At 63.2% G+C, this 11,722-nt stretch carries 11 protein-coding genes and 1 tRNA gene; 2 read left to right on the forward strand and 10 right to left on the reverse strand.

Going from position 1 to position 11,722, the window contains the following annotated elements:
• Positions 1-5 precede the first annotated feature (5 nt).
• The gene (locus L879_RS0110650) at positions 6-524 is read right to left on the reverse strand and encodes an Lrp/AsnC family transcriptional regulator (protein WP_084020915.1); all 519 of its coding nucleotides are present in this window, start codon (positions 522-524) and stop codon (positions 6-8) included.
• A gap of 329 nt (positions 525-853) precedes the next feature.
• On the opposite strand from L879_RS0110650, the gene L879_RS0110655 reads away from it, so the two are divergent.
• Entirely contained in the window at positions 854-1,126 is a 273-nt protein-coding gene (locus L879_RS0110655; protein ID WP_027316095.1) for a hypothetical protein, read from the forward strand.
• Positions 1,127-1,243: 117 nt separating this feature from the next.
• Positions 1,244-1,852, forward strand: a complete 609-nt coding sequence (locus tag L879_RS0110660; RefSeq protein ID WP_245265211.1) for a 2-dehydro-3-deoxy-6-phosphogalactonate aldolase — start codon at positions 1,244-1,246, stop codon at positions 1,850-1,852.
• Between the two features lie 102 nt (positions 1,853-1,954).
• Here L879_RS0110660 and L879_RS0110665 read toward each other — a convergent pair whose 3' ends face one another.
• The 9 genes from L879_RS0110665 to L879_RS0110705 all read right to left on the reverse strand — a co-directional run bounded on the left by L879_RS0110665 (position 1,955) and on the right by L879_RS0110705 (position 11,579).
• A complete protein-coding gene (locus L879_RS0110665; protein WP_027316097.1) occupies positions 1,955-2,188 on the reverse strand; it encodes a DUF6894 family protein in 234 nt (77 codons plus the stop codon).
• A gap of 148 nt (positions 2,189-2,336) precedes the next feature.
• Entirely contained in the window at positions 2,337-3,116 is a 780-nt protein-coding gene (locus tag L879_RS0110670) for a GGDEF domain-containing protein (RefSeq protein ID WP_027316098.1), read from the reverse strand.
• A gap of 359 nt (positions 3,117-3,475) precedes the next feature.
• A complete protein-coding gene (locus tag L879_RS22795; protein WP_051435232.1) occupies positions 3,476-5,824 on the reverse strand; it encodes a calcium-binding protein in 2,349 nt (782 codons plus the stop codon).
• 448 nt (positions 5,825-6,272) lie between these two features.
• A tRNA-Glu gene (locus L879_RS0110680) sits at positions 6,273-6,347 on the reverse strand.
• A gap of 79 nt (positions 6,348-6,426) precedes the next feature.
• Positions 6,427-8,238, reverse strand: coding sequence for a single-stranded-DNA-specific exonuclease RecJ (recJ, locus tag L879_RS0110685; RefSeq protein WP_027316099.1), 1,812 nt, complete (start codon positions 8,236-8,238; stop codon positions 6,427-6,429).
• Between the two features lie 56 nt (positions 8,239-8,294).
• Positions 8,295-8,741, reverse strand: a complete 447-nt coding sequence (locus L879_RS0110690) for a GNAT family N-acetyltransferase (protein WP_035459300.1) — start codon at positions 8,739-8,741, stop codon at positions 8,295-8,297.
• A gap of 113 nt (positions 8,742-8,854) precedes the next feature.
• A complete protein-coding gene (der, locus tag L879_RS0110695; RefSeq protein WP_027316101.1) occupies positions 8,855-10,201 on the reverse strand; it encodes a ribosome biogenesis GTPase Der in 1,347 nt (448 codons plus the stop codon).
• A gap of 12 nt (positions 10,202-10,213) precedes the next feature.
• On the reverse strand, positions 10,214-10,888 hold the full coding sequence (locus L879_RS0110700) for a tetratricopeptide repeat protein (protein WP_027316102.1): 675 nt from the start codon (positions 10,886-10,888) through the stop codon (positions 10,214-10,216).
• A 100-nt stretch (positions 10,889-10,988) separates the two neighbouring features.
• Entirely contained in the window at positions 10,989-11,579 is a 591-nt protein-coding gene (locus L879_RS0110705; RefSeq protein ID WP_027316103.1) for an NnrU family protein, read from the reverse strand.
• Between the last annotated feature and the right edge of the window lie 143 nt (positions 11,580-11,722).

Here is an 11,722-nt window from a genome sequence, read left to right on the forward strand (position 1 = left end):
CCATCCTAAACCTGGGCGTCGCCGACAGGATAGCCCTCGAAGTTCTTGAGCGACTTGAGCACGAAGGTCGTGTGGATGCGGCCGATTCCCAATCCCGGATCGGCCAGGAAATCGGCGGTCAGGGCTTCGTAGGCCAAGAGCGTCGGCGCGACGATGCGGGCGATGTAATCGTACTCGCCGTTGACCACCTGCACCTCGACGATGGAGGGGTGGGAGGTCAGGGCCCGTTCCAGGCGCTCCCGATCGCCGGTCGAGGCATCCCTCATGCCGATTCCGACGAGGGCGATGATGTCGTGTCCGAGGGAACCAGGCTCGATCAGGGTCGTGTACCCCCGAATCACCCCCTTCTGCTCGAGACGCCGGACCCGCTCCAGGCATGGACGCGCCGACAATCCGACACGCTCAGACAGGGCCTGGTAGGTGATGCGTGCATTGTCACGCAGAGCGCCCAGGATCAGGAGGTCTATCCGGTCGAGAGCGGCCTTGACGCTGCCGCTCACCAGCTTCGAGGGGGATTTCATCATTCTGCTCGGACAGAACCTACGCTCACCGGAGAAGCCCGTTGATGGATGCTCACGTCTCTATCCCACGAAGCCTGCGCCTTCAATTCCAAGGCACGATAGCACACAGGCCTCTGAGGGAGTGAACGGACGGCCATGAACCAGAAATTGTTCCCACGGCTTGAGCGGCAATCTTAGGAAGTACAGCTTTCGCGACCTTACTCCCTTCGATGTAACTTTTCTCATTTTGCGACACAAACTATATCGTTTCATTGTTGAACGATGTATCTTTTCCAATATAACTCAACGTCATTCTCGCAGAGAGCACAGGGGCAGGAAGAGTGAGCTTTGTCGTGGAAGCAGATATCGCCAAGCATGTCATGACGCTTTGCCAGTCGCTCGACGAGAACGGCCCGGCCCCGATCGGCATGGACATGTCGCTGACGCACACGCTCGGCTTCGACTCGCTGAAACTGATGCAGTTCTTCGCGGGCGTTGAGCAGCTTTATCCCGGTGTCGCTCTGGAGGAGTGGTTCATCGAGCACAGCACCGACGGGCGGGACACGCTGCGCAATGCCGTCTCTTACCTCACGCGATTTATCGGGCCGAGCGCTACAAGAGGTTGAAACGAGCACCCCTGTTCTCCACCTCGTAACGACCATTCGGCCTTGAGCCGGCATCTGCCGCTCCTGCCGATCCCTGTGAAGGAAAGTCGAGGTGCCGCGATGCTGCAGGATTATCTTATGGAGTTTCCGCTGATCGCCATTCTCCGCGGCCTGAAGCCCGAGAACGCCGAAGCGGTGGGCCATACCCTGGTCGAGGCGGGCTTTCGCGTCATCGAAGTCCCGCTGAACTCGCCCGAGCCTTTTCGAAGCATCGAGATTCTTGCCAGAACGATGCCGGGAAACGTGCTCGTCGGTGCCGGCACCGTCCTCGATCCGGACCAGGTCAACGGCGTCCACGATGTGGGCGGCAAGGTGATCGTCATGCCGCATGCGGACACCGCGGTGATCCGGCGCACCAAGGAGCAGAATCTCGTCTGCCTGCCGGGAGCCGCAACCCCGACGGAGGCCTTCGCGGCCTTGAAGGCCGGAGCCGACGCCATCAAGATCTTCCCCGCGGAGGCGATCCCTCCCGCCGTCGTGAAAGCCTGGCGCGCCGTTCTGCCCAAGCATGTTCCCGTCATGCCCGTCGGCGGCATTCAGCCCGGTACCATGAAGCCCTATGTAGAAGCGGGCGCGAATGGATTCGGCCTCGGCTCGGCCCTCTTCACGCCGAGCCTGACCGTCGAGGAGATCGGCCGCAATGCCCGCAGCTTCTCATCCGCGTGGCGGGAACTGAGCGCAGGATAAACCTACCGGCAGACGAGAGCCCACGGCCGCCAGACAAAGAGCCGGCGCTCATCGCCACTGCGCTCACGCGCGGCATACGCGGCTTCCCGCCGGATTTTCGTGTTACCGCCGCCGACCGCCCTGCCCGCCCCGGAAGAACGGCACGGTCAGGAGGCGCCGCCCCGTCTCGTCAGTGATTTCGAGCTCGATATTGCCCGCGTCGCGCAGCTCGTCCCGAAGCTCCTCGACTGTTGCAAGCGCCTCGGCGCGGGCGGCTTCGAGGTCGGGAAGCTCGATGCCCTCCTCGTCCTCATCCACGTCATAACCGTCACGGATATTGAAGAAAAAGCGGGGCATGAAACTTGGCCTTATGACGTCTGGCGGGAACACCGCATGCATGGGCGCCGTCCCTCCGAGATCCTGACCCAGCTATAGCATGTCCATTGTGAAAAAATGTGATGCTGCTGACGAGACGAGGCGGAACCGGACAGACTTTCAACACCCTTTAAAGCTTCAGGATGAGGCTCATCCTCTCGGCGGACTGTCCTGCGAGAACAGTGTCCCTCGCACGATCCGACAACTTGATATGGCTGCGCCCCATCCGTTTTGCCGCGTGAAGCGCCTCGTCGGCCTCGCCATAGAGCTTCTCGAACGTATCGCCGGGGCCGCGAATGGCGATGCCGGCCGATATGGTGATCTGAATGCTTCCTCCGGCTGCCAGGAAGGGGGTCCGCTCGACAGCACGCAGCATGTCGCCGACGATATCCACGATCCGCTCGAGGGGCGCACTGGAGGAGATCAGGGCGAACTCCTCCCCGCGCATATGGCCGACAAGTCCGTAATCCGACAGATGGGCCTCGATGGTCCTGGCAAGCGTCTGGAGCACCAAGTCGCCGGTTCGGTGGCCGTATGCGTCGTTGATCGCATTGAACTGGTCGATGTCGGCCAGCACCATCACCATCGTCTGCTCACCCGACGAATCGATCGCCTCGATCAGGGCCCGGCGGTTGGGCAATCCGGTCAACGGATCGGTGCGGCTGATGGCTTCGAGGCGTCTCTTGGCCGCCTGCAGCTCCCGCTGGGCGTTCCCGAAGATCCAGGCCACAGGGATCGCAACCACGCAGACGGTGACGGTGGTGATGATGCCGGTCCGCAGCACTGCCGCCCAGGAGGTGAAGAAGATCACCTGATTGCTGAGGTCGGCCGTGAGGGAGACGACGAGCGCAAAGATCGTCACCATCACGACATACCGCACGAGGTCGCCCCGGCTCGTGATCGTCGGCATGGTCAGTTTTCGAACAAGATTACGTAGAGTCAACATAGTAACGACGCCCCGGAACGCCACTTTATAGCAAAACTTGTTATGTTATCCAAGATACCTATGGTTTTCTGCACGTATAATTTCAATCCCTCGGCGCTGGGGCACGAAAAGTCCAATCGTCGACTGGCGCGCCCCGGCGCGAGGTTTCTGTAGCGTGATCGTTCAAACCCGCCCGATAGCATGCCGTTCAACGGGAGGGAAATAGGATTGCAGCGCAAGAAGCAGCGGATGCGAAGTCAAACGCACACCCGCTGCTTTAAACCTTTGTTTGAAAGAAGCTTTCCCCGCAAAAACCGGTTTCTGGTTATTGCGTCCCCGATACCCTAGATCACGAAGAAGTCGTGGTAATAGAGCTTGGTCTTGTTCGCGATGGTCGCGATCTTCACCTGGGCCGATGAGCCGGTGCCGTCGGCGTCGTAATAGAGCGAACCGGTCTTCTGGTCGTAAATGATCCGGTCTTCCCTGTCCTTGGCCTTGGAGCCTTCCACGAACATGTCGCTGTTCAACTTCCTCGGCGACGAAGCCGTGCCGGAGCCAAGTTTCGTGAAGTACTTGTTGTCCAGGTAAAAGCTGTCATCCGCGGACTTGAAATCCAGCACCTTGTCCACATTCGTGCTCTTGTTGAGCTTCGCATCGAACACGAACACGTCCTTGCCCGAACCGCCCTTGAGCACATCGTTGCCCAGGCCGCCGGAGATCTTGTTGGCCCCGGCATTCCCGGTGATGCTGTTGGCGAAGGCATTGCCTGTCAGCGCCACATTCGCGCGGCCGGTCGCGACGATGGCTTCCACCTCCGAGCCTGAGCCCAGGGTGAAACCGACGCTGGTATAGACCCTGTCCGAACCGCCTCGCGCAGATTCGTAGACCCGGTCGCCGACATGGTCGATGTAGAACGTGTCGTTGCCCGAACCGCCATACATCGCATCCGCGCCCGCACCGCCGATGATCACGTCATGGCCGCCCTCGCCTTTGAGCGTGTTGTTGCCGCTGTTGCCGGTGATGGTATTGGCCACGTCGCTGCCGGTGAGGCTGATCCCGGCGGTGCCCGCCGCCGTGACGTTCTCCAAGTGGACGAGACCGCCAAGGGAAAAGTTGATGCCGGCGATGACAGTGTCGATGCCGTTTCCTGCCGTTTCAACGACGGTATCGCCATCGGAGATGTAATAGACGTCGTTGCCTGCGCCGCCATTGAGCGTATCGGCTCCCAGGCCGCCTTGAAGGACGTCATTGCCGCCGAGGCCCGAGAGATAGTTCGCGGATGCGTCGCCGATCAGCGTATCGCCATAGGCGGAGCCCGTCGCATTCTCGATGCCATCGTAGGTATCGCCCGCGGCATGCCCGCCCGCACCGGACTTGGCTGCGAGGTTGACCGTCACTCCGCCGTTCGATTTCTCGTAGGAGACGGTGTCGGCACCGGCATCGCCGTTCATCCGATCGGTGCCTTTGCCGCCGATGAGCTTATCGTTGCCGTCGCCGCCGTTCAGCACATTGCCGTTGTAGTCGCTGCCCGCATAGATATCGTTGCCTGCCGTGCCGTTGACGGTCACGGACGCCGTGCGGGGATCGACGATGACCATGTCGAGGTCGCTCAATCCGTCCGTCGGATCGACCCAGGTCACGGCGATGCGGCCGTCCGCCATTTCCATCAGGCGCGGTTCCTGCTGGCTTCCCTCCGTGCTCAGGTCCAGGCTTCGCACCGTTCCGTCTGCGCCGACGATCTTGAGGACGATATAGTCATGCTTGGCCGATGTTCCGTTCGGGCCGTCGCCGGCATGAACGATGGCAACCTGCCCGCCGCGAAGCGCCGTCACGCTCATGAAGTCGTTGTAGTTCCAGGCCCCGTCCGTAACCAGAACATCCTCGTCGGACATCCTGTTGCCGTTGGCATCGTAAAACGTGGCGTAGACGAGTTCGCTGTTGATGATGTGCCGGACGACCGCGTACCCGCCATTGGCCACGCCGCCGGCATCCTTCAGCCCGACGACTTCCGCTACGGTCCCCGGCCCAACCCGTGTCGCATCGCCCGAGACGGCGGGCTGAGCCCCGCTCGTATCGATCGCGCGATAGTAAATGTTGTCGCCGACCCAGTAGGTGACGATGTACTTGTTCTCTCCGACGCGCGCGACCTCAGGCCCCCTGACGTTCGAACCGCTGGCGATGGAAGAGCTGCCAACGCTGCCGATGACGGCCCCCGTGGAATCGTGCACCGAGAAGACGATGCTCGTTCCCTGCATGAAGGTGCTGACATAACCGGTGTCATGCGATTCCATCGATGCGATGGAGACGCTGCTCGTCGAGAACGCGGCGGCGACCGTCCGCACCGGCCCGCCTGTCAACACGCCGTTGTCACCCGGCGTGAACACCTTGGTCTTCAGGTCGAAGGCGGTCGTCCCCGTCACGTTCCAGGTGACCGCGAAGCCCCCGTCGTCGCCCACGGCCTGCAGCTCGAGATAGTTCTGCGTCGAGGCAGCTCCCCCGGCATCGACATAGTAAACCTGTCCATCGGTGTCGCCCGAGCCGTTGAAGACCTTGATCTTCAGGGTGTTTCCTTCACGCCATCCAATCACGTATCCGCCGTTCGGCAGTGTCGCCAAAGCTGGCCGGTAAGCCGATCCGCCACCCTCTTCTCCGAAGCGGGCGGTCCGTTCCGTGGCCCAAAAATCCAGTGTCATGCAAAGTCCTCCAAGAAGCCGAAGGACCGTCCGGTAATCCAAGCGCCAGAGCGCATGATTCCGTAACGTCATTCCCTTCGGTTAGGAGGCGGGTGTAATCTTTTCCCAAACGTGACGGCGTGCGATCACGCACAAGGCCAAGCTTCCAGATCTATTATTACTGAAGAAATTCATTATATATTATATTGTTACTTATAATTATAACCCACGACACCTGTCGAATGCAGAATCGTTATTGGTTCATCCAATCTGACCGCGTTCTCCTTGCAGAGTTTGCCGGCACAGAACGCCGCTTCGCGCGGACATGGCGCTCACCGGCATTTTCCAGCGGATTGCAGGAACGCATCTCAGAAGATGCCCTGAATCGGGGCTTCCCGGCTCAGGGTCGAACCACCGAGCGCTTGCCGTAAGATCGTGTTGTCCGGAGATTACTGCAGAGCAGAAAGAGTGGCGCGCCCTAGGGGAATCGAACCCCTCTTTCCTGCGTGAAAGGCAGATGTCCTAACCGATAGACGAAGGGCGCGCTGTTGTTCGGGGCAGTGCCGCCGAAGTGGGCGAACCTATAGATGGGTTCGTTGCGCATCGCAAGCACCAGATTTGAATTATTCCGGCCTTGCTGCATCCATGATGCGCAGCTCCACTTTTTCCTGACCGCCCCAACGATCGAGGGAAAGCGTTCCGGCCACGTGCAGCGGATTTCCGATCGCTTCGGACAGGGCATTGCCGAGCGGTTGACCGGCTGCGCGGAACGCGATTCCGCCAATGAAACTTCCGTCTCCGCTGCGCAATTTCACGCGCACATGCCCTCCGCTGCCGACCTCCCGCGCCTCGACTACCCGATGCTGTGGAAAGACGAAGACGGGCTCCGGCTGCCCCTGGCCGAAGGGCCCTGCCCGCTCCAGAGCCGTCACGACGGAGGGCTGCGCGCCAGCGGCTGTCAGGGTCGCGTCGATGGCGAAATTGTCCCGCAGGCGCATTGCGCTCACCGGCTCGCTGAGCTTCTCGACGATGAAGGCAAGGAACGTTTGCAGATCGGCGGCCCGGATCGTCACGCCTGCCGCCATGGTGTGGCCGCCGCCCTTGATCGCGAGGCCCATCTCGACGGCGGCCCGCACCGCCGCGCCGAGATCGACGCCCGGCACCGAACGGCCCGAGCCTGTGGCGGTGCCATCCGGGTTGAGGGTGAAGGCAAAAGCCGGGCGGCGGAACCGTTCCTTGGTGCGTGCGGAAATGAGGCCGACGACACCGGGATGCCAGTCCGCAGATGCCGTCACGAGCACCGGCAGGTCCGGCTGATGCTCGAGCGCCATCAAGGCCTGAGCCTCTGCCTCGGCAACGGCCACGACCTCGATGGCCTGGCGCTCGCGGTTGAGACGGTCGAGTTCGGCCGCCAGTCGCCCTGACTCGGCCGCATCCTCGGTGAGCAACAGCTTTGAGCCCAAGGCGGCATCGCCGATCCGGCCGCCTGCATTGATGCGGGGACCGACGAGATAGCCGAGGTGCCAGCTTTCCGGCGCGCCTGCGAGACCCGCGGCATCGAGAAGCGCCGCAAGCCCGACCCGGCGGCGGCTCCTCATGATGGTCAGGCCCTGGCGCACGAAAGCCCGGTTGAGACCGATCAGCGGAACCACATCGGCCACTGTCGCAAGGGCGACGAGGTCGAGGCTTCCCATCAGATCGGGCTCGGGCCGCCCCTGGAAAAAGCCGCGTGCGCGCAGGGTGCGGTTGAGGGCCACGAGAAAAAGGAACACCACTCCGGCCGCGCAAAGGTGGCCGAGGCCCGACAGGTCGTCCTGCCGGTTCGGATTCACGATGGCGAGGGCCTCCGGCAGCTGTTCCGGGGCCTGATGGTGATCGAGAACGATGGGATCGAGACCGAGACGCTTCGCCTCGGCCAGGGGTTCGATGCTGGCCGTGCCGCAATCGACAGTCACCAGGATGTCGGCGCCCTGCTGCTTCAGCGCGCGGATCGCATCGACATTCGGGCCATAGCCTTCCGTGATCCGGTCGGGAATATGGATGGCGTATTCCAGCCCGCAGGCGCGCAGATACTCGGCGAGCAGCGCCGCGCTGCAGGCTCCGTCAACGTCGTAATCCCCGAAGATCGCCACCTTCTCGTTGCGCATCACCGCATCGGCAAGCCGCGAGGCAGCGGCCTCCATGTCGGTGAGCACATGCGGGTCGGGCATGAGATCCCGCAGGCGCGGGTTCAGGAAGCCTTCCGTCTCGTGAATGCCGACGCCTCGCCCCGCCAGCACCCGGGACAGCACATCGGGAAGGCCGTGGGTCTGGGCGATGGCAAGCGCGATCGTGCCCTGGGCGGCGTCGCAGCGCTCGACCCAGGTTCGCCCGAGGGCTGAACTGGTCACGCCCAGGAAGGGCTTGGGCACGAGAAGGGGGGATGATTCGGTCACGGCTGGAGTATTACCCGGGAATTGTGGTCAAAACACCCGGCGGTGACGACAGGCCGTCAGCCCAATAGATGACGATACTGGATGAAGCCGCTGCGGGATGCGACCTTGTCGTAGAGCGCCTGTGCGCTCGTGTTGGTTTCATGGGTCAGCCAGTACACTCGGCTGGCCCCATCGGCCTTTGCCCTCTCATAAACCGCCTCGATGAGAGCCCGGCCGACGCCGCGCCCCCGCGCCTCCTCCGCCGTGAAGAGGTCCTGGAGGTAGCAGTAGTCGCCCATGGTCCAGGTGGAGCGGTGGTAGAGATAATGCACGATGCCGACGATCCGCCCGTCGAGAAGGGCTGCGAGACCGTGCATGGGTTCGGCAGGATCGTTGAGCCGCCGCCACGTCGTCTGCGTGACCTCGGCCGGCAGGGAGGATTTGTAGAAGGTCAGATAGCCTTGCCAGAGAGGCTCCCAGGCCTCGCGGTCGTCGGGGCGGAACGAACGGATTTGAAGCATCATCCTTATCCAGTCTGAAGAAACGCGGCCCGCATGATGAAGCGGGTGCAGCCTCTATGCAAAGCGGCCGGGACGAGCCCGGCCGGACTTTTGCGGCGGCGCGTCCGAAGATCCTTCTATTTCCGGCCCTTGTCGAACGGGTTCTGGCCCATGCGCAGGGAAACGCGGATGGGGGTTCCAGGCAGGTCGAAGGCTTCGCGGATGCTGTTGACGAGGTAGCGGCTATAGCTTTTCGGCAAGGCGTCGAGCTGGTTGCCGAAAATGGCGAAATGCGGCGGGCGCGATTTCACCTGCGTCATGTAGCGGATCTTGATCCGGCGTCCGGACACGGCGGGCGGCGGGTTGGCGTCGATGGCCTCGGTCAGCCACTGATTGAGCTTCGCAGTCGGGATGCGGGTGTTCCACGTCTCGTAAGCCTGGAAAACCGCCTTCATGAGCGGGTCGATGCCGCTGCCGGCAAGCCCCGAGAGCGGCACCACCGGCGCGCCGCGAACCTGCGGCAGCAGGCGGACGGCCTTCTCCTTCAGGTCCTTGAGCAGGCCCTGCTGATCGGCGACGAGATCCCACTTGTTGAGGCCGATCACGATGGCCCGCCCTTCCTGCTCCACCAGATCGACGATGGAGAGGTCCTGCTTCTCGAAGGGGATCGTGGCGTCGAGCAGCACGATCACGACCTCCGCGAAACGCACGGCGCGCAGGGCATCGGCGACGGAGAGCTTCTCGAGCTTGTCCTCGACCCGGGCGCGCTTGCGCAGGCCCGCCGTGTCGAAGAGCTTTACCGGACGACCGCGCCATTGCCAGTCGAGGGAAATGGAATCGCGGGTAATGCCGGCCTCGGGCCCGGTCAGCAGGCGGTCCTCGCCCAGCATGCGGTTGATGAGGGTGGATTTGCCCGCATTCGGACGCCCGACGATGGCGACCTGGAGCGGCTTGTTCGGGTCCGCCTCTTCCTCCTCCATCTCATCCGGCTCGGGGAAGTGAGGCATCAGGGCCTCGAAGAGGTCGGCCATGCCTTCGCCGTGCTCGGCAGAGAGAGGCACCGGCTCGCCCAGGCCCAGGGAAAAGGCGTCGTAGGCCCCGGCCATGCCGCCGGCGCCCTCGGCCTTGTTGGCGATGAGAATCACGGGCTTGCCTGAACGGCGGACCAGCTCGGCGAAGGGGCGGTCTGCAGGCAGGATGCCGACACGGGCGTCGACCACGAAGAGAATGACGTCGGCATCCTCGATGGCCGCCTCCGTCTGGGCGCGCATGCGACCGAGGAGCGAATCCTCCGTCGCCTCTTCGAGGCCCGCCGTGTCGATGACGCGGAATTCGAGGTCGCCGAGGCGCGCCTCGCCCTCGCGCCGGTCGCGGGTCACGCCCGGCCGGTCGTCCACGAGGGCCAGCTTCTTGCCGACGAGGCGGTTGAAAAGAGTCGACTTGCCGACATTCGGCCGCCCGACAATGGCGACGGTGGGCGTCATGTCTGTCCTACCTTATTGGGTCGCCTGGACCGCACCGCCCGCCACCAGGGCGGTGTAGACGGCAAGGCGCTGCCTCAGGGCGGAGGGCGTCTCGCGGTCGGCGGCGATCTGGTCGAACCAGCGACCGGCATAATCCATGTCACCGGCCTTAAGGCCGGACAAGCCTAAGAGTTCCCGCGCGGAGTGACGCCAGGCATTGGAGGGCGCGGCCAGGGGCTCGACGGCCTGGCGCAGCGACGCGGGCTCGGCGGTATCGAGGCGCAGCCACGCGGCACGCAGGCGGGCAAGATCCTTCCAGAGAGCGGGGACGGAGGCGTCGTTCGCGAGCGCGTCGAAAGCCGAGGCGCCGTTTTCCGCGTTCTGCCGGCCGAGCTCGGCGGCAAGGCGGAACCGGGCGAGCATGGCGTAGCCGGTGGCGCCGTCCTCCTTGACCACCGCCTCGAACCTGGCCTGGGCCTCCTGGCCCTTGTCCTCGGAGGAGAGGCGCAGGGCCTCCTCGTAGCGCACGGCGGCCTCCTGGGCGAGGGTCTCCTGCCTGTGCTGCCAGAAGCGCCAGCCGCCCACGCCGGCGACGATGAGAATCACTATGCCGATGATGATTCCGTTGTAGCGCTTCCAGATCTCGGCGATCTGGTCGCGGCGGTATTCCTCATCGACTTCGCGAATGAACTCGTCGTTCGGGGCCATCGTCTCACTCATGCGGCCTCAAGCGGCCGCCTCCTGCAATCGAAGTGGGTCGCCTAACACACGCGCCCGCGCAAGGCGAGAGGTTTCGTGTTCAAGCGTTTCACGCGCCCATAGGCAGGAGCGGGACGCCGATCAGGAGCGTATGAAGCCGGAACAGGAAGGCGAGGTAGATTGCCGTTCCGATCAAAACGGCCAGAACGTCGTTCCGGATGCCCGCAGGGGGAGCCGTTCCCCCATGCTGGGCCGCCACGTCCCGGCGCTTGGCGCTGATACGGGCCACCACGGCCCAGGCCAGGAAGGAGCCGAAGAGCAGGATCGAGCCGAGATCCCCGTTGGCGAGGAGATGCGCGAAGGCCCAGATCTTCACGCCGGCCAGCATCGGATGCTTCAAGCGGGCCTTGATCGTTCCCGGGAGATAGGCGGCCGCGAAGCAGACGAAGGCGATCCAGACCAGGAGAAAGGCCAGATGGCGCGTCCAGACCGGCGGATCCCAGACCGGGATGTAACCGCCGGCGCGGTATTGGCCGAAGCCGATGACGATCAGGACGACACCCGTCAGCGACAGGAGCGAATATAGCCCCTTGTAGGGCCCCTCCCCGATCGTCGCGACGAGCGCCGCCCGGCGCTCCCGCGCCATGCTGAAGGAATGGATTCCGAGAAAGACCGCGAGACCGAGAACGAGCAGCGTCACGATGACCTCCGAGTGCTAGGAACTTATAGCTGGGGCGGGACGGAAAACCAATCGCTCCCCTCAGAGGATCAGGACAGGACTAAGAACCTAGATGTCACAGGCCGCAAGTTTCAAAACCTTCGCAAAGCCTTGGACTGCCTAAA

The sequence above is a fragment of the Microvirga flocculans ATCC BAA-817 genome, assembly GCF_000518665.1.
Taxonomy (GTDB): Bacteria; Pseudomonadota; Alphaproteobacteria; order Rhizobiales; family Beijerinckiaceae; genus Microvirga; species Microvirga flocculans.

Bases quoted from the DNA above. Each gene is read 5' to 3' on its own strand.
- L879_RS0110650 (WP_084020915.1), bottom strand. From the start codon at position 524: ATGATGAAATCCCCCTCGAAGCTGGTGAGCGGCAGCGTCAAGGCCGCT.
- L879_RS0110660 (WP_245265211.1), top strand. From the start codon at position 1,244: ATGGAGTTTCCGCTGATCGCCATTCTCCGCGGCCTGAAGCCCGAGAAC.
- L879_RS0110665 (WP_027316097.1), bottom strand. From the start codon at position 2,188: ATGCCCCGCTTTTTCTTCAATATCCGTGACGGTTATGACGTGGATGAG.
- L879_RS0110670 (WP_027316098.1), bottom strand. From the start codon at position 3,116: ATGCCGACGATCACGAGCCGGGGCGACCTCGTGCGGTATGTCGTGATG.
- L879_RS22795 (WP_051435232.1), bottom strand. From the start codon at position 5,824: ATGACACTGGATTTTTGGGCCACGGAACGGACCGCCCGCTTCGGAGAA.
- L879_RS0110690 (WP_035459300.1), bottom strand. From the start codon at position 8,741: ATGATGCTTCAAATCCGTTCGTTCCGCCCCGACGACCGCGAGGCCTGG.
- der (WP_027316101.1), bottom strand. From the start codon at position 10,201: ATGACGCCCACCGTCGCCATTGTCGGGCGGCCGAATGTCGGCAAGTCG.
- L879_RS0110700 (WP_027316102.1), bottom strand. From the start codon at position 10,888: ATGGCCCCGAACGACGAGTTCATTCGCGAAGTCGATGAGGAATACCGC.